Origin of the sequence: Nocardia sp. 852002-51101_SCH5132738 (genome assembly GCF_001665695.1) — a bacterium.
GTDB lineage: Bacteria > Actinomycetota > Actinomycetes > Mycobacteriales > Mycobacteriaceae > Nocardia > Nocardia nova.
Genome location: NZ_LZML01000062.1, coordinates 155,818 through 173,133, shown reverse-complemented (window position 1 = coordinate 173,133; position 17,316 = coordinate 155,818). Strand labels below are relative to the sequence as shown.

Sequence of the window (17,316 nt, the reverse complement as noted above, 5' to 3'; positions counted from 1 at the left end):
TCCAGCGGACGCGAATATTCGGCGATCGCGCGGGCATCGGCGAAGGTCAGGGCGTCCGGGCGCAGCTGTAGCCGGTACGTGCTGCGCACGGGGGTCCGGCGGGCGATCGGGCCGGGCGGGCTGAAGGCGCTCGCCGACGAGGTCCGCGGCCGCGGCATGGGCCTGATCGTCGATCTGGTGCCCAATCACGTCGGCGTCGGCGATCCGCGGCGCAATCCGTGGTGGTGGGATGTGCTGCGCAACGGCAAGAATTCGAAATTCGCGCATTTCTTCGACATCGACTGGAGCCCGGGTAACGGCGCGGGCGGGCGGCTGGCGCTGCCCGTACTGCACAGCGAGAACGATCCGGCCGCGCTGACCGTCGACCGCTCGGGCCCCGAACCGGTCCTGGCCCTGCGTGATCTGCGTTTCCCGATCGCGCCCGGCACCGACGGGGAGAACGCGCTGCGCATCCACGACCGCCAGCACTATCGCCTCGTCAGCTGGAAGGCCGGGATCTGCAGCTATCGGCGATTCCTGGCGGTCTCGGAGCTGGCGGCGATCCGGCAGGAGGAGCCGGCGGTCTTCGACCTGACCCATCGCGAACTGGCCGCCTGGTGCGAACACGATCTCATCGACGGGGTGCGCGTCGACCATCCCGACGGATTGGCGTATCCGGCCGCCTATCTGGCGAAACTGCGCCGGCTGATCGGCCCGCAGCGGCTGCTGCTGGTGGAGAAGGTGCTCGGCCGCAACGAACCGCTCGACGCCACCCTGCCCGTCGACGGCACCACCGGATACGAAGCGCTCGCGGAGGTCGGCGGCATCTTCGTCGATCCGGCCGGGGAGAACGCGCTCACCGAGTTGTCGCGGCGGATGTCGGGACACGGCAGCGATGCCGCCTGGATGGCCGATACCGAACACCGCATCAAACGCGCGGTGGCCGAGCGCCTGCTCGTGCCCGAGGTCCGGCGACTGGTCGGCGCGGTGAAGCGCGACGCGGCGGTGAACGGATTCGATTCCGCCGCGATCAGCGATATGGCGCTGACCAACGCCACCATCGAGGTGCTGTCCCATATGCCGGTGTACCGCACCGACTACGCACCCCTGTCCGGGGTGCTCGGCACCGTGGTGGCCGAGGTGCAGCAGCGCAACCGGGAGCTGACGGCCCCGCTGTCGGTCCTGGTGCGGGCCCTGGCCGCCGGCGGAGAAGCGGCGCGGCGGATGCATCAGGTGGGCGGCGCGGTCGCGGCCAAGGCGGTCGACGACACCATGTTCTATCAGGCGTCGCGTCTGGTGTCACTGCAGGAGATGGGCGGTGACCCGGGCCGGTTCGGCCGTTCGGTGCTGGAATTCCATCTCGCCAATGCCGAACGCGCGGTGCGCCGCCCGGCCACCATGACGACACTGTCGACGCACGACACCAAGCGTGGCGAAGATGTGCGCGCCCGCATCACGGTGCTGTCGCAGGTGGCCGACAGCTGGGCCAAGGCGGTGGGCGCCTGGCTGGAACTCGCGCCCGCGCCGGACGGGCCGACCGCGAACTTCCTGCTGCAGAACATGTTCGGCGTGTGGCCGGTCGACGGGCGGCGCCCCGCCACGGTGCCGCGGTTTCGCGAACGCCTGCACCTGTTCGCCGAGAAGGCGGTGCGCGAGGCCGGTCTGCGGTCCTCGTGGGAGGAACCCGACGTCGACTTCGAGGCGGAGGTGCATCGCTGGCTCGACACCGTGATCGACGGGCCGGTCGGTGCCGAACTCGGTGAGCTGGCGACCCGCCTCGCACCGCACGCGTGGTCGGATTCGCTGGGGCAGAAGCTGCTTCAGCTGTGCGGTCCCGGCATCCCGGATGTGTATCAGGGCTGCGAGCTGTGGGAGGACTCGCTGGTCGACCCGGACAACCGGCGGCCGGTCGATTTCGGCCATCGCCTGGCGATGCTGCAATCGCTCACGGGCACACCGGAATTGGAGAACTCCGGCGCGGCGAAGATGTGGATCGTCGCCTACGCCCTGTGGTTGCGGCGGGAGCGGCCCGACTGCTTCGTCGGCGGCTCCTACACACCGCTGTTCGGCAGCGGCGACCGCAGCGAGCACCTGGTGGGATACGCACGCGGCCGCAGCGGTGAGGCGCCGCAGGTGATCGTGGCCGCGACCCGCTACAGCGTGGCCCTGACCGAGGGCGGGTGGGCCGATACCGTCCTCGACCTGCCCTCGGGCACCTGGACCGACCGCCTCACCGGCCACACCTTCACCGGCCGCACCCGGCTGGAGAAGCTGTTCGCCCGCCTGCCGGTGGCGCTACTCGTGCGCTGAGGCCGGATCGAGCCCGGATCAGTACGCCGAGAACACGTGGTCGATCGAGCCGTAGCGGTGCGCGGCGTAGTTGCAGGCGGCCGCGATGTTGGCGACCGGGTCGTAGATGTCGCCCGAGGTGCCGTCGACGTGATAGGCGGCGAAGGTGGGATCGATGACCTGCATCAGGCCTTTGGAGGGGATGCCGGCCGCGGCGTTGGAGTCGTAGAGGTTGATGGCACGCGGGTTGCCGCCCGACTCGCGCATGGCATTGCGGTAGATGCCGTCGTAGCTGCCCGGAATGCCGTGCTGGCCCATCACGAAGAGCGCGTGCTTGATCCAGCCGTCGAGGTTGTCGGAATAGGTCTGCGGGACCACCTGCTGCAGCGGCTGCGGCAGGGTCTGCAGGAATTGCTGAGCCTGGTCCTGCTGCGTCTGCGGCAATCCCTGCACCAACTGCTGCAGTTGCGGCGGCACAGCGGGGGCATCGGCGTGGGCCGCGACGGGCACGGTGACGACGGCGGCGAGGACGGCGAGGGGTAACAGTCTTCTGATCTGCATGGCGATATGAACTCCGGATGCGTCGAACGGTGGTGGGACCAACGCGACGATCTACAGAACAAAAGCCCGCTCGCCGCGGTGAAAACAGACCGTTTGTCTGCTTCTTGGCGAGTCACAGACTGATTGCGGCAAGTTAACGTAAACATAACGTCAAGTGAATAACAGATGTTATTACGCTGAGAAAAATCGGCTGGACCTGCAGTGATGTGTGCGACCGATCACACACCGGGTTTATCTCGATCAGGTCACGCGCCCTCGGCGCATGCGGAACTCGGGTCGCCGCGCCCGCCTAAGGCGCTGAGACACAAGCGAACCCGGGCGCGCAGCGGGCGCGCCCGGGGACAGGTTCAGCCGGCGGGCACAGCCCGGCAACCGGCAGCGCCACACGGCGAGCGAGGCGCTGCCGATTCGCCGTCGGCCATCCCGGCGGTTGCCGAACCGGTCATTTCCGGCGCATCAGCAGGGCCGTAGCTCCGCACCGCCGTCAAACGCACCTGGCGAAGGCCGTGATGGGCAGCGGCGAGCAGGCGGCGGCGATCAGGCGGCGGTGCCGGCCACCGAGCCGCTACCCGCCGGGTGCTGTCCGCCCGCGACAGGTTCGCCTGCCGGGTGATCGTCGACGCTGTCGTCGCTCACACCGACCGGCAGGGTGGGCAACGGTCCGTCCAGTTCCTCGGCCCAGCGGACGACGTTCGGTGGGCGGTAGGTCGGGCACGGCGCGGCACAGTCTGCGAGGTAGACACGTCGATCACCCGGAGCGGACAGACGGCGCCAGGAATCCGCGTAGAAGCGGGGGTTGCGCGGATGCAGCGCCCAGCCCACGCGATTGAGGACGCGGTAGAAGACGGTGAGTGAATCGTGCGCCCGCGGAGGCGAATCCGGCACCGTGACCGCCGGCTCCGCCGCCGCGACCGAGGGCACGGGGGGCACGGCGGCCGGGCGGTTCAGGAGTTGTTCGATGCGCTCGTCGTCGAAGCTCAATCCGGCGGTCCGCGCCTGCTCCACCATCCACCGCAGCGTGATGTCGGAGAGCCGGCTGTCGGCGTAGCCACCGCCGATATCGGTGTGCACACCCTCGAACCAGATCTGCTGCACCCGGTCGGCTCCGCTCGGGCCGCCCTCGGGGTCGTCGGTGATCTCCCACAGGCACGGTGCGTACATCCGGCGGCGTTCGTCGATCGCGAGTGCCTGCCGCGCGTACCGCACATTTCGCGACAGCCGCACGTCGTGGAAGCGGTAGCGCCACGACGTCAGCAGCGGCACCCCGAGCGCGCCGACGGTGTCGAAGACGCCGAGGAAGGTGATCGGCACCGGATAGACGCAGTTGCGCTCACGGAATTCGATCCACTCCGGCCGATCCGGACCGTCGGGATCCACTTTGCGCTGACGGTAGATCTTCAACGCCTCGGGATAGGCGCGCTCGACCATCGCGTCGGCGGTGAGCAGTCCGAGCCGGTTGATCATCCCGACGAGACTGCGGGCGGTATAGGCGCCGCGACTGAAGCCGAAGACGTAGATCTCGTCTCCCGGTTCCCAGTTCAGTGCCAGCTGCCAGTACATCGTGGACAGGTTGGCGTCGAGGCCGAGCCCGAACGCGCCGCCGAGCAGTTTGTCGGCCAGATAGCCGCGGGAGCCGGGGCCGTCGACATAGAAAACCCGTTGTCCCACATGGTCGCCCGCGTCGGTGACGGCGCTCGACCGCACCGACTCGGCGATCTTCACAACATTGGAGACCGTCGGATTGCTCTCCGATCCCCACGTGCCGTCACAGCACACAACCAAACGCTTCATACCGGCAATCCTCCCGCCCCGTACCGTGCCGCTCGCGAGTAGCGAACTACTCGAATTATCCCGCCGGGCGCGTGATTACGTTAATGCTCGCCGGCATCGGAGGGCAGAGATGCGAGTAGTGGGAGCCCGCCCGTCCGCGATCCGCCGGCAGCTACCTGGGACGGCGTTCGACGGCGAAGAGAACGACGGCGACGAAGAAATGATGACGGCCGACCGCCCTCGTCTCGGTCGACCGTCATCGGCGAGACGGGGAGCGGCACGATGACCGCCGACCGCCGTGACGCACCGATCTGCCCTTCCGGACCGTTCGTCTCTCGCAGCCGGGTTATCGCCGCCGGGCCCGCGCGGCGTTACCGGTGCCACTCGAATCCGTTCCGGCGATCGCCCGCCCGCCGCGGTCGCGGCGGTGAGGTTCGCCACGGCGATGCGGGGCATTCCCGGCGATTCCGGGAGACTCGCCCGACACGCCGAGCTCCGAATTGCACGCATGTAGTTCCCTGGCGTCGGCTGTCGGTCCGGTCGACTAGGATTCCTCGCGTGGCCGACTCGGGATTCGTACATCTGCACAATCACACCGAGTACTCGATGCTCGATGGCGCCGCCAAGATCACGCCCCTGTTCAAGGAGGCGGAGCGGCTCGGGATGACCGCGGTCGGGATGACCGACCACGGCAATATGTACGGCGCCTCGGAGTTCTACAACTCGGCCAAGAAGCAGGGCATCAAGCCGATCATCGGCATCGAGGCCTACATCGCGCCCGAGTCCCGGTTCAACACCAAGCGCGTGCAGTGGGGTGACCCGAGCCAGAAGAGCGACGACGTCTCCGGCTCCGGCGCCTACACCCATATGACGATGGTCGCCGAGACCGCGACCGGTCTGCGGAACCTGTTCAAGCTGTCGAGTCTGGCCTCGATCGAGGGCCAGCTCGGCAAGTGGGCGCGCATGGACGCCGAGATCATCGCCCAGTACGCCGAGGGGATCATCGCCACCACCGGCTGCCCGTCGGGCGAGGTGCAGACCCGGCTGCGACTGGGGCACGAGCGCGAGGCGCTGGAGGCCGCGGCCAAGTGGCAGGAGATCTTCGGCAAGGACAACTTCTTCCTCGAGCTGATGGACCACGGGTTGTCCATCGAGCGCCGGGTGCGCGAAGGCCTGATCGACATCGGCAAGAAGCTGGGCATTCCGCCGCTGGCCACCAACGACTGCCACTACGTGCACGAATCCGACTCCACGAATCACGAAGCGCTGCTGTGCATTCAGACCGGTAAGACGCTGTCGGACCCGACCCGCTTCAAATTCGACGGCAGCGGCTACTACCTGAAGTCGGCCGCGGAGATGCGCGAGATCTGGGACGGCGAGGTCCCCGGAGCGTGCGACAACACCGTGCTGATCGGCGAGCGCGTGCAGTCCTACGAGGATGTGTGGACCCACCGCGACCGGATGCCGAAATTCCCGGTGCCCGAGGGTGAGACCGAGGCCTCGTGGCTGCGCAAGGAGGTCGCGCGCGGCCTGGAGTACCGCTTCCCCGACGGTGTCCCGCAGAAGTACCTCGATCAGGCCGAGTACGAGATCGACGTGATCCTGAAGATGGGCTTCCCGGCCTACTTCCTCGTCGTCGGCGACCTGATCAACCACGCCCGCGAGGTCGGGATCCGGGTCGGGCCGGGCCGCGGTTCGGCCGCCGGTTCGCTGGTCGCCTACGCACTGAAGATCACCAATATCGACCCGCTGCCGCACGGTCTGCTGTTCGAGCGATTCCTCAATCCCGAGCGCGTCTCGATGCCCGATATCGATATCGACTTCGACGATCGCCGCCGCGGTGAGATGGTCCGCTACGCCACCGAGAAGTGGGGCACCGACCGAGTCGCCCAGGTCATCACCTTCGGCACCATCAAAACCAAGGCGGCGCTGAAGGATTCGGCCCGCGTCCTGTTCGGCCAGCCCGGCTTCGCGATCGCCGATCAGATCACCAAGGCGCTGCCGCCGCCGATCATGGCCAAGGACATCTCGGTGTCGGGTATCACCGACCCCGAGCACGAGCGGTACAAAGAGGCCGCCGAGGTCCGCACCCTCATCGAATCCAATCCCGATATCGCCAAGATCTACGACACGGCGAAGGGTCTGGAAGGCCTGATCCGCAACGCCGGCGTGCACGCCTGCGCGGTGATCATGTCCTCGGAGCCGCTGACCGACGCGATCCCGGTGTGGAAGCGAGCCCAGGACGGCGCCATCATCACCGGCTGGGACTATCCGTCGTGTGAGGCCATCGGCCTGCTGAAGATGGACTTCCTCGGCCTGCGCAACCTCACCGTGCTCGGTGACGCGATCGACAACGCCAAGGCCAACCGCGGCGTCGACGTCGACCTCGACGCGTTGCCGCTGGACGATCCGAAAACGTTCGAACTGCTCGCCCGCGGTGACACGCTGGGTGTGTTCCAGCTCGACGGTGGGCCCATGCGCGATCTGCTGCGACGCATGCAGCCCACCGCCTTCGAGGACATCGTGGCCGTCGGCGCGCTGTATCGCCCCGGCCCGATGGGCATGAACGCGCACAACGACTACGCCGACCGCAAGAACGGGCGCCAAGAGGTCAAGCCGATCCACCCGGAGCTCGAGGAGCCGCTCAAGGACATCCTCGGCGAAACCTACGGTCTGATCGTCTATCAAGAGCAGATCATGCACGTCGCCCAGAAAGTGGCCGGCTACTCGCTCGGACGAGCCGATATCCTGCGCCGCGCGATGGGTAAGAAGAAGGCCGAGGTGCTGGCCGCGGAGTTCGAGGGCTTCGAGGCGGGCATGTTGGAGAACGGCTACTCCAAGGCCGCGATCAAGGCGCTGTGGGACACCATCCTCCCGTTCGCCGGTTACGCGTTCAACAAATCGCATGCCGCCGCCTACGGCCTGGTCTCCTACTGGACCGCCTACTTCAAGGCCAACTATCCGGCCGAATACATGGCCGCCCTGCTCACCAGCGTCGGCGACGACAAGGACAAGGCCGCGGTCTACCTGTCGGACTGCCGCCGCCTCGGCATCACGGTGCTGCCGCCCGATGTCAACGAGTCCGAACAGAACTTCGCGCCGGTCGGCACCGATATCCGCTTCGGCCTGGGCGCGGTGCGCAACGTCGGCACCAACGTGGTCTCTTCGATCATCGCCGCACGCACCGAGAAGTCGAAGTTCACCGACTTCTCGGACTACCTGAACAAGATCGACACCATCGCCTGCACCAAGAAGGTCACCGAATCCCTCATCAAGGCAGGCGCTTTCGACTCCCTCGGACATCCGCGCAAGGGCCTGCTACTCGTGCATTCCGATGCCATCGACGCGGTGATGGCCACCAAGAAGGCCGAGGCGATCGGGCAGTTCGACCTGTTCGGCGGGCTCGACGACGCCGACGATTCGATCTCCTCGGTCTTCGACGTCAAGGTGCCCGACGAGGAGTGGGAGGCCAAGCACAAGCTGGCCCTCGAACGAGAGATGCTGGGGCTCTACGTGTCCGGCCATCCGCTCAACGGGGTCGAGCATGTGCTCGCCGCACAGGCGGACACGCCGATTCCGGCCATTCTGCAGGGCGATGTCAAGGACGGCGCCCAGGTGACCATCGGCGGCATCCTCGCCTCGGTGACCCGGCGCGTCAACAAGAACGGAATGCCCTGGGCCTCGGCACAATTGGAGGACCTCACCGGTGGTATCGAGGTGCTGTTCTTCCCGCAGGCCTATTCGGTGTACGGGATGGACATCGCCGAGGACGCCGTCGTGCTCGTGAAGGCGCGCGTCTCGGTGCGCGACGACCGGATCTCGCTGATCGCCAACGATCTGGTGGTGCCGGATCTGTCGTCGATCGGTATGGAGAAGCCTCTGGCGGTGACGATCCCGACCCGGCTGTGCACTCCCGACAAGGTGAGCGCGCTCAAGCGGGTCCTGTCCAGCCACCCCGGCACCGCCGATGTGCACATCCGCCACGTCGGATCACGCGAGAAGACCACGATGCTCAAGGTCGCCGACAACCTGCGGGTCTCCCCGTCCTCGGCACTGATGGGTGATCTGAAAGCGCTGCTCGGCCCGGGCTGCCTGGCGAGCTGAGGCACACCGGGGCGCCACGCCGGACTCCTCGATGGTCCGTACGAGGGGCTGGGCGCACGCGGATTCGACTACCGTGCGCGGGTGGTGTCGCCGTCAGGCGGTGCTACCTCGGTGGGCAACAGCTCCCACAATCCATCGCAGCGCCGCCGCGCCGGCGGCGACCAGGACGGCGAGCTCTGCGGAACCGGTGATGAGGCCCAGAATCAGCGCGAGCAGCGCGCCCAGCGCGACGGACTCGAGCTTGTACACCGGCCACGGCACCCCCGCGATCCGCACCGTATGCGTAGCACGGCGGACCGGGCGAACGATGGGGCTGACCGCTGTCATGTCGTCAGGCTACACGTATCCGGAATTTCGGTCCACCGAACATTTGCGGCGATCCGGTCACGGCGATCCGGTCACGAAGGACGTGGGGAACACATCCGTGGCCGTCGATGTTGTGCCGGGCATGCCACTCACCGGAGATTACGCACCCAGCACATCCGACTGGGCCCGCGAGCAGGCCGAGAAATACGAGGCTTCCAACGGGTCCGAAGCGAATACCCTGCTCGACCGCGGGATGCCGATCATCCTGGTCACCAGCATCGGCGCCAAGACCGGCAAGCTGCGCAAGACTCCGCTCATGCGGGTCGAGCACAACGGCGAGTACGCGGCGGTAGCCTCACTGGGCGGCGCTCCGAAGCATCCTGTCTGGTACTACAACCTCAAGGCCAACCCGACCGTCGAACTGCGCGACGGCGATGTGGTGAAGGACTACACCGCACGCGAGGTGACCGGCGAGGAGAAGGCAGTCTGGTGGGAGCGCGCCGTCGCGGCCTACCCGGACTATGCCGACTACCAGGAGAAGACCGCCCGCGAGATCCCGGTCTTCGTCCTGACCCCGAAGTCCTGATTCACCCGGATCACCACGGTCACCGGTCCACGACGATCACCGCCGCGACGCCCGGCCTACGGTCCGGGCGTCGCCGGTTTCCGGGCGTTCCGGACCGCTACGGAAACTGCCGCGCGCCGGACCGAGCGCGACCGATAGCATGTTCGGGTGTCTGAACCGCTGGATGTCGTAGAGAAAGTATCCGCTCCGCTGCCCGAACTGAGCGCGGACGAGATCGACGCGGCCGCCAAGCGAATTTCCGACATCGTCGAGCCGACGCCGCTACAGCGAATCGAGCGGTTGTCGGCGGCCACCGGCGCGAACGTCTACCTCAAGCGCGAGGACCTCACCGCGGTCCGCTCCTACAAGCTGCGCGGCGCCTACAACCTGATCGTGCAGCTCGATGCGGGCGAACGCGCGGCCGGAGTCGTCACCGCCAGCGCCGGCAATCACGCCCAGGGCGTCGCCTTCGCCTGCCGCGCGATGGGGATCCAGGGCCGCATCTACGTACCGACCACCACGCCCAAGCAGAAGCGCGACCGCATCCTCGCCCACGGCGGCGACTTCGTGGAATTGATCGCCGTCGGCGACACCTTCGACGCGGCGGCCGCGGCGGCCGCCGACGACGTCGCCCGCACCGGCGCCACCATGGTCCCGCCGTTCGACGACGCCCGCACCGCGGCCGGGCAGGGCACCGTGGCGGTGGAGATCCTCGAACAGCTGCCCAGCGCTCCCGATCTGGTGATCATCCCCGTCGGCGGCGGCGGATGCCTGGCCGGCATCGGCACCTATCTGCGCGACCGCTCGCCGGCCACGGCCATCCTCGGCGTCGAGCCGGCCGGTGCCGCCTCGATGACGGCCGCCCTCGTCGCGGGCGGTCCGGTCACGCTGCCGCAGATCGATCCCTTCGTCGACGGCGCGGCCGTGCGGCGGGTGGGCGACCTGCCCTATGCCACGATCTCGAAATTCGGCGGGCGCGTGGTGTCGCATGCGTCGCTGCCGCTGCTCATCGGCACCGAATCCCCCAGGGGCGCGGGCTCTTTCCGCATGATGCAGGTCGACGAGGGCGCCATCTGCACCGCCATGCTCGAGCTGTACCAGAACGAGGGTGTGATCGCCGAACCGGCGGGTGCGCTGGCGGTGGCGGCGTTGGCGGAGATCGATATCGAGCCGGGGTCGACGGTGGTGTGCCTGCTGTCGGGCGGCAACAACGACATCTCGCGCTACGGCGAGATCATCGAACGGTCACTGGTGCACCGGGGCCTCAAACACTATTTCCTGGTGAACTTCCCGCAGGAACCCGGCGCGCTGCGCCGGTTCCTCGACGAGGTGCTCGGCCCCGACGACGACATCACCCTCTTCGAATACGTCAAGCGCAACAACCGGGAGACCGGGGCCGCACTCGTCGGCATCGAACTGGGCGTGCCGTCCGGCCTGGACGCACTGCTGGCGCGCATGGATGCCTCGCCGATCCAATGCCAGCAGCTGGATCCCGACTCCCCCACCTACCAGTACCTCACCTGATCTCTACGAACGAACTGCCCTGTGCCGCGAGATGTTCTGCGGCACAGGGCAGTTCGGCGTCCGATCAGGCAGCGCGGCGCTGCGACGAACGACGGCCGTCGCGCATGGCCCGCGCGCCGCGAATCACCAGCGGCAGCACCCAGGCCGCGGCCAGCTGATCCCACACGAACGACTGGGGCGTGAACCGGTTGTGCACGAATCCGACGGACAGGCCCAGCCGCGGTTCGGCCCAGCCGAAGGATCCGGCCAGGCCGATATGGCCGAATCCGGAGGAGGCCCCCGGAATAGGGAACGTGTGGTATCCGAGATGCCACATCATCGGGAAGTAGAACAGGGCGTGATCGAGCCGGCGCGTCTGCACGCGCCGGATATGACGCATGGTCTGCGCCGACAGATATCGGCGACCGGCGATCATGCCGTCGTCGGCGAGCACGCCGTAGACCGAGGCCAATGCGCCCGCGGTGAATACGCCGTTTCCGGCGGGCATTTCGGTGGCGAGGATCGACGGCTCGTCACCGTCGAAGAGGGCATGCACGCCCGGCAGGAACAGCGCACGAATCGCGGCGCCGGGCGGACCCGGAAAACGCCCGGCCTGCCCGAGGAGCAGGGCACCCAGTGCGGTGCCGGCCACGGCCAGCCGGGAACCGGCGAGCGCGGCGACGGTGGTGGTCGAGTCCGGCGCCGGGCGCCCGAGATGCAGGCCGTCGATGCCCAGCGGCTCCGAGACTTCGGTGCGGAACAGCTCGCGCATACTCGTACCGGTGACCGCGCGGGCCAGTCCCGCCAGCAGCCATCCATAGGTGAGTGCGTGGTAGGCCGGCACCCCCAGCAACCGGTCCGGCGCGGCGGCGGCCAGCCGGTGTTCCATGAGTTCGTGGTCGAGCACCTCGTCCAGTCCGCCGGCGACACCCGGCAGCGAGGACAGTCCGGCGCAGTGAGTGAGCAACTGCGCCACCGTGATTCGCGATTTTCCGGCAGCGCCGAATTCCGGCCAGTATTCGGCCACCGGGGCCGCGTAGTCGATCAGGCCGCGGTCGGCCAGGCGGTGGATCACAGTGGAGGCGATGCCCTTGGTCGCGGAGAACGCGACGCTACCCGTATCGCGGGTCCAGGGCGTGGTGAGATCGGAGTAGCCGGTCCAGACATCGACCACCGGCTCACCGTGCCGAAGCACGGTCAGACCGCCTCCGGCTCCGGCACGGCCCCCGACAATACGCGCGAAATTGCGCACCAAGGGTTCGAACTCGACCGCGGCCGAGCCACGCACACCTGCGGGCAGAGCCGCAGAACCTGCGGGTAAAGCGTCGTTGCTCACATACCCTACGGTACGGGCGTACCGTTGTGCGGGCAACGACGTTGTCCGCACAGTGACACCCCCGAGACCGGTTCGAGCCGGACCGCACACGGCGCCGACCCTGTCCGTGATCTTCGGACCACGTGCCCACCCAGTGTCGTGACCTGCCGAAACACCTCTACACCCGCTGCGGTGTGTCATGGTTGAGACATGCGATCGTTGCGGTCAACGAGGTCCGAATTGCCGGAATCCCGCGGCTGGGCGGGAACCTCGCCGAGATCGCGGCGGCATCGGGATCTGATCGTGGCAGTGGCCACGCTGCTCGCCGTGGCCCTGGTGGCCGCCTGCTCGAGTTCCGACAAGGTGACCGCGACGCCGCGCCCGGCCCCCGTCGTCGGTGACTGGAACGCTGTCCTGCCGCTGCCGAACCAGCAGCTGCCGATCGGGGTGACCTTCACCGAAGACGGTGGGAGCGTGACGGTTCCGGCGCAGGGCATCTTCGATCTGCCGCTCGAACAGGTCGATACCAACCCGGATGCGATCGCCTTCACGATCCCCGGATTGCCGGGCGATCCGCATTTCACCGGCCGCTACGACCGCCGCGCCGATACCGTCACCGGAACCTTCACCCAGTCCGGTCACGATCTGGCACTGACCATGCATCGGGGGAAGGTGCCGACTCCGCTGCGCCCGCAGGAGCCGCACCCGCCGTGGCCGTACCTCTCCGAGGACGTGACCTATCGCAGCGACGGCATCACCATCGCCGGGACGCTCACCCGGCCGCGCGGGCCGGGGCCGTTCCCGGCGGTCGTCCTGGTGACCGGCAGCGGCCCCCAGGATCGCAACGAGGAGATCGCCGGGCACAAACCGTTCCTGCTGCTCGCCGATACCCTCACGCGCGCCGGATACGCCGTCCTGCGCACCGACGACCGAGGCGTGGGCGGCACCGGCGGCCAACTCGACACCTGCAGCTACACCGACCTGACCGACGACATCATGGCCGGGCTGGGCTATCTGCGCAGCCGTCCCGATATCGACGGCAACCACATCGGCCTGCTCGGCCACAGCGAGGGCGGCTATCTCGCGCCGCTGGCCGCCACCCGCCCCGACAGCCGGCTCGCCTTCGTGATCATGATGGCCGGACCGGCCGTCTCCGGCTCGGATGTGCTGCTCGCGCAGAACGACCTGCTGCTGCGCAGCGAGCACGCCGACGCCGACGCCATCCGCAAGCAGGTCGGCTACATCACCACCCTGACCACGTTGATCCGCACCGGCGACGACGAACAGATCCGCCGCTTCGCCACCGAGCACAACGACTCCCTGCCACCGGAGCAGCGGCAGCCGCAATCGGCGATCGATCAGCTGACCACCCCGTATTTCCAGGCCCTGGTCGACTACGACCCGGCGCCGGCCCTGCAGGCACTGCGTATTCCGGTGCTGGCCTTCTACGGAACCAAGGACATGCAGGTTCCGGCCGCCCAGAGCGCCCCGGCCGCGCGGGCGGATCTGGCGGGCAACCCGAATGCCGACGTCCACGTATTCGACGGCCTCAACCATCTGATGCAGCCCGCCGATACCGGCAGCCCGAAGGAATACCCGACCATCGAAACCACCATCGCACCCGAGGTACTGAGCTACATCACCACATGGCTCGGCAAATACGTCACCCCCGTGCCCTGACGGGTAGCGGCGCGCAGGGCGACTTGACACAGTGAGAGGGTGGGAATTTACAGCGAGCGGGTGCTGCCGCGGTTGACGGATCGGGTCTGTGGAGTGCCGGCCAACGATCGGCTGCGCCGACGGGTGTGCGCGGGGTTGCGGGGCCGGGTGGTGGAGATCGGATTCGGCTCGGGTCGCAACGTGCCGTTCTACCCCGCCGGGGTGAGTCGCGTCAGCGCCGTGGAGCCGGCGGATCTGGGGTGGCGACTGGCGGCGGCGCGGGTCGCGGACTCGCCGGTGCCGGTGGAGCGGGCGGGCCTGGACGGGCAGTCGTTGCCGTTCGCGGACAACAGTTTCGACAGCGCGCTGTCGACGTGGACGCTGTGCACGATTCCCGATATCGCCGTCGCGCTGCGGGAGGTGCGGCGAGTTCTGCTGCCCGGCGGCACATTTCATTTCGTCGAGCACGGGCTGGCGCCGGATGCGAACGTGCGTGCCTGGCAGCATCGGCTCGATCCGGTTCAGCAGGTGATCGCCGGTGGATGCCACCTCAATCGCGATATCCGCGGATTACTGGACGAGGCCGGATTCGAGATCACCGAAATGGATCGGTTCTACGATTCTCCGGCACCGAAAACCTTCGCCGCACTGTCGCTGGGTATCGCGGTCTCGCCCTGACAACGGGGGAATTCGATCGAAAAAAGACCGGCGGCCGAAGCGAATTCGGCCGCCGGTCGCACACTATCGCTGTTCGCCGGTCGCCGCGGGCCATCCGCCGTACGGCACGGTCAGCAACTCCATGTAGTGACCGCTGGGGTCGAGGAAATAGATACCGCGACCGCCGTCGTTGTGGTTGATCTCGCCTTCCCGGCTCTGCCGCGGATCGGCCCAGAACCTCAGGCCCCGATCCCGGATTTTCGCGTAGGCCGCGTCGAATTCGGATTCGGACACCAGCAGGGCGTAATGCTGCGGCTGAATCTCGGTGATATGCGGCGGGACCGGAGCGAAATCGAAGGTGACACCGTTGTGCACGGTGACCGGAATGAACGGCCCCCACGGCGTTCCCACGCTCAATCCCAGAATATCGGCCCAGAACTGCGCCGATTCCCGATTGTCACGACAGCCGACAATGGTGTGGTTGAACTGGATGGACAGGATTTCTCCTCTGATAGTGACGATCCCGACCCCGGACCGGTACTCGTCGGCCTACGGGAGCATCGCCACGAATCCGACATTAACCCAGCGCGTCCCGCCGTGCCAAGCGCCGGGATCGGTGCAGCGCGTCGGCGGTGAATACCGCCAGAGCCGTCCAGATCAGCCCGAATCCGATCCAGCGCGAGGCCGGCATCGGCTCGTGCCCCACCAGCACACCCCACGCCAATTGCAGTGCGGGAGTGAGATATTGCAGAATTCCCATGGTCGACAGCGGCACCCGCGAGGCGGCGAAGGCGAACAGCAGCAGCGGAATCAGTGTCACCGGGCCGGTGGCGACCATCAGGGCGGTGTGGCCGGCGCCGTGCCCGAACTCGGCGTCCCCGCGCACCCCCAGCGCGATGACGACCGCCAGTGCGAACGGCGCGGACACCACACCCTCGGCGGCGACGCTGCGCATCGGGTCGAGCCGGATCACCTTCTTCACCAGACCGTAGGTGGCGAAGGAACAGGCCAGCACGAGCGCGATCACCGGTGGCTTGCCGTAGTCGACGGTCAGCACCACCACCGCCGCGCCGCCGAGCCCGAGCGCCACCCACTGCGGCCACACCAGCCGCTCCCGGAACAGCACCACTGCGAACAGGACCGTGACCAGCGGGTTGATGAAGTAGCCGAGCGCGCATTCCACCACGTGCCCCGACGTCACGCCGTAGACGTAGGTCCCCCAGTTGATCGAGATCGCCGCCGCCGCCACCGCCGCCAGCCGCCAGGTCCGGCCGTCGATCGCTCCCAGTTCGCGCAACCGCCCGGCCGCCAGCAGCAACACCAGCACCACGACCAGGGTCCACAGAATCCGCTGCGCCAGGATCTCCACCGGCCCCGCGAAACCGAGCAATCCGAAGAAGGCGGGGAACATGCCCCAGATCAGATACGCCGCCGCGCCGACCGCCACACCGCCACCGGCCGGAGAGCGCCTCCACCGTCCTCGACCCCCGACGGCACCTCCCGCGCCGGTCGCCTCCTCCACGTCGTTCACCGATCCACGCACCCGCACCAGCCGCACGCTACTTCCGTCCGGTAACGCCTGTCGAGCGGGTTTCGGACCACGCGCTCATTCGTCGGCACGGCCGCGGACCGCCGCGGTCACGGGTGCCCGGCGGTCGCCGGTCCGCTCCGGCGCCGGGAGCGGATTCGTTCAGGGCGAGATCGGCAGAATTTCAGCCTGCGGGAGGCGGACCACTCCGTCGAGGTAGCGGTGGCAGCGGCCGGTGAGCAGCACGCGCGAGCCGATGACCGTGCAGCGCAGGCGGCCGGTGCGGGCGGAGAGCTGGCGGGCCGACAGATCGCCGCGGCCCAGATCGCGGGCCCACAGCGGTGCCAGCTGGGCGTGCGCGGAACCGGTGACCGGGTCCTCGTCGACACCGACGCCGGGGGCGAAGAAGCGGGAAACGAAATCCGTGTGGTCGCCGGGTGCGGTGAGGATCACCCCGCGGCGCAGCACCGGGAAGGCGGCGAAATTCGGGCGGGCACGAACCACTTCCGCTTCGGTGGCGACCACGACCACCTCGTCCTGGCCGGTCAGCACGCGCAGCGGCCGCACCCCGAGGGCCGTGATCAGATCCGGGTCCGGGACGGTGTCCACGGATTCCACGAGCGGCAGATCGAGTTCGAGTTCGTCGCCACTGCGGCTCACCCCGAGCCAGCCACTGCGGGTGTAGAAGTGCAACTGGCCGGCGGCGGGATGCATATCGTCGAAGATCTGCGCCGCGGTGGCGAGGGTGGCGTGCCCGCACAGGTCGACCTCGGTGGCCGGAGTGAACCAGCGCAGCCAGAAGGCCGGGCCGTCACCGGGCGGCAATCCGGCCTCCACCGGCAGCGCCGAGGTGTAGAAGGCCGTTTCCGACAGCCGGTTCTCCTCGGCCAGTCGCTGCAGCAGCTCGTCGGGCAACCAGCCGAGCAGCGGCATCACCGCGGCCGGATTACCCGTGAAGGGCGCATCCGCGAACGCATCGATCTGATGCAGCAGGACCTCCATACTGCCGAAGGTACCCGCGTTGCGAATCGATGCGTGGCACAAGGACGTTCACGGCGCGCCATACCATGCGACCAGTTG

At 67.9% G+C, this 17,316-nt stretch carries 13 protein-coding genes; 6 read left to right on the top strand and 7 right to left on the bottom strand.

The features are described from left to right. On the top strand, positions 1-2,289 hold a 2,289-nt coding region (treY, locus tag A5789_RS09795), incomplete at its 5' end, for a malto-oligosyltrehalose synthase (protein WP_156772995.1). 18 nt (positions 2,290-2,307) lie between these two features. Here treY and A5789_RS35415 read toward each other — a convergent pair. Both A5789_RS35415 and A5789_RS09785 read right to left on the bottom strand, forming a co-directional pair. After that, positions 2,308-2,829 carry a transglycosylase SLT domain-containing protein gene (locus A5789_RS35415; protein ID WP_081879377.1) on the bottom strand — a complete coding sequence of 174 codons (522 nt, stop codon included), beginning with the start codon at positions 2,827-2,829 and terminating at the stop codon, positions 2,308-2,310. 537 nt (positions 2,830-3,366) lie between these two features. Further along, positions 3,367-4,620 carry a DUF2235 domain-containing protein gene (locus A5789_RS09785; RefSeq protein ID WP_082856913.1) on the bottom strand — a complete coding sequence of 418 codons (1,254 nt, stop codon included), beginning with the start codon at positions 4,618-4,620 and terminating at the stop codon, positions 3,367-3,369. Positions 4,621-5,157: 537 nt separating this feature from the next. Between A5789_RS09785 and dnaE the strand changes: the two genes are divergently transcribed. Beyond that, positions 5,158-8,703: a DNA polymerase III subunit alpha gene (gene dnaE, locus A5789_RS09780; protein WP_064902269.1), complete on the top strand. Its 3,546-nt coding sequence runs from the start codon at positions 5,158-5,160 to the stop codon at positions 8,701-8,703. A gap of 93 nt (positions 8,704-8,796) precedes the next feature. Here the strand turns inward: dnaE and A5789_RS09775 are convergent, their stop codons facing one another. Beyond that, a complete protein-coding gene (locus A5789_RS09775; RefSeq protein ID WP_030514680.1) occupies positions 8,797-9,030 on the bottom strand; it encodes a hypothetical protein in 234 nt (77 codons plus the stop codon). 121 nt (positions 9,031-9,151) lie between these two features. On the opposite strand from A5789_RS09775, the gene A5789_RS09770 reads away from it, so the two are divergent. Beyond that, positions 9,152-9,595, top strand: a complete 444-nt coding sequence (locus tag A5789_RS09770) for a nitroreductase family deazaflavin-dependent oxidoreductase (protein ID WP_063012971.1) — start codon at positions 9,152-9,154, stop codon at positions 9,593-9,595. Between the two features lie 147 nt (positions 9,596-9,742). Next, on the top strand, positions 9,743-11,098 hold the full coding sequence (gene ilvA / locus A5789_RS09765; RefSeq protein ID WP_064902270.1) for a threonine ammonia-lyase IlvA: 1,356 nt from the start codon (positions 9,743-9,745) through the stop codon (positions 11,096-11,098). Positions 11,099-11,162: 64 nt separating this feature from the next. Here ilvA and A5789_RS09760 read toward each other — a convergent pair whose 3' ends face one another. Next, the gene (locus A5789_RS09760) at positions 11,163-12,413 is read right to left on the bottom strand and encodes a serine hydrolase domain-containing protein (protein WP_063012925.1); all 1,251 of its coding nucleotides are present in this window, start codon (positions 12,411-12,413) and stop codon (positions 11,163-11,165) included. A gap of 282 nt (positions 12,414-12,695) precedes the next feature. On the opposite strand from A5789_RS09760, the gene A5789_RS09755 reads away from it, so the two are divergent. Both A5789_RS09755 and A5789_RS09750 read left to right on the top strand, forming a co-directional pair. Next, entirely contained in the window at positions 12,696-14,072 is a 1,377-nt protein-coding gene (locus tag A5789_RS09755; protein WP_308248199.1) for an alpha/beta fold hydrolase, read from the top strand. 39 nt (positions 14,073-14,111) lie between these two features. Beyond that, complete coding sequence (locus tag A5789_RS09750; protein WP_030514685.1) at positions 14,112-14,729, top strand: class I SAM-dependent methyltransferase; 618 nt, start codon at positions 14,112-14,114, stop codon at positions 14,727-14,729. A 63-nt stretch (positions 14,730-14,792) separates the two neighbouring features. Here the strand turns inward: A5789_RS09750 and A5789_RS09745 are convergent, their stop codons facing one another. From A5789_RS09745 to A5789_RS09735, 3 genes are all read right to left on the bottom strand, one after another. Continuing rightward, on the bottom strand, positions 14,793-15,206 hold the full coding sequence (locus A5789_RS09745) for a VOC family protein (protein WP_064902271.1): 414 nt from the start codon (positions 15,204-15,206) through the stop codon (positions 14,793-14,795). 79 nt (positions 15,207-15,285) lie between these two features. Continuing rightward, entirely contained in the window at positions 15,286-16,155 is an 870-nt protein-coding gene (rarD, locus tag A5789_RS09740) for an EamA family transporter RarD (RefSeq protein WP_063012967.1), read from the bottom strand. Positions 16,156-16,398: 243 nt separating this feature from the next. Next, a complete protein-coding gene (locus A5789_RS09735) occupies positions 16,399-17,238 on the bottom strand; it encodes a PhzF family phenazine biosynthesis protein (RefSeq protein WP_064902272.1) in 840 nt (279 codons plus the stop codon). Positions 17,239-17,316: the final 78 nt, after the last annotated feature.

Bases quoted from the DNA above. Each gene is read 5' to 3' on its own strand.
- A5789_RS09785 (WP_082856913.1), bottom strand. From the start codon at position 4,620: ATGAAGCGTTTGGTTGTGTGCTGTGACGGCACGTGGGGATCGGAGAGC.
- A5789_RS35415 (WP_081879377.1), bottom strand. From the start codon at position 2,829: ATGCAGATCAGAAGACTGTTACCCCTCGCCGTCCTCGCCGCCGTCGTC.
- A5789_RS09735 (WP_064902272.1), bottom strand. From the start codon at position 17,238: ATGGAGGTCCTGCTGCATCAGATCGATGCGTTCGCGGATGCGCCCTTC.
- A5789_RS09770 (WP_063012971.1), top strand. From the start codon at position 9,152: ATGCCACTCACCGGAGATTACGCACCCAGCACATCCGACTGGGCCCGC.
- A5789_RS09775 (WP_030514680.1), bottom strand. From the start codon at position 9,030: ATGACAGCGGTCAGCCCCATCGTTCGCCCGGTCCGCCGTGCTACGCAT.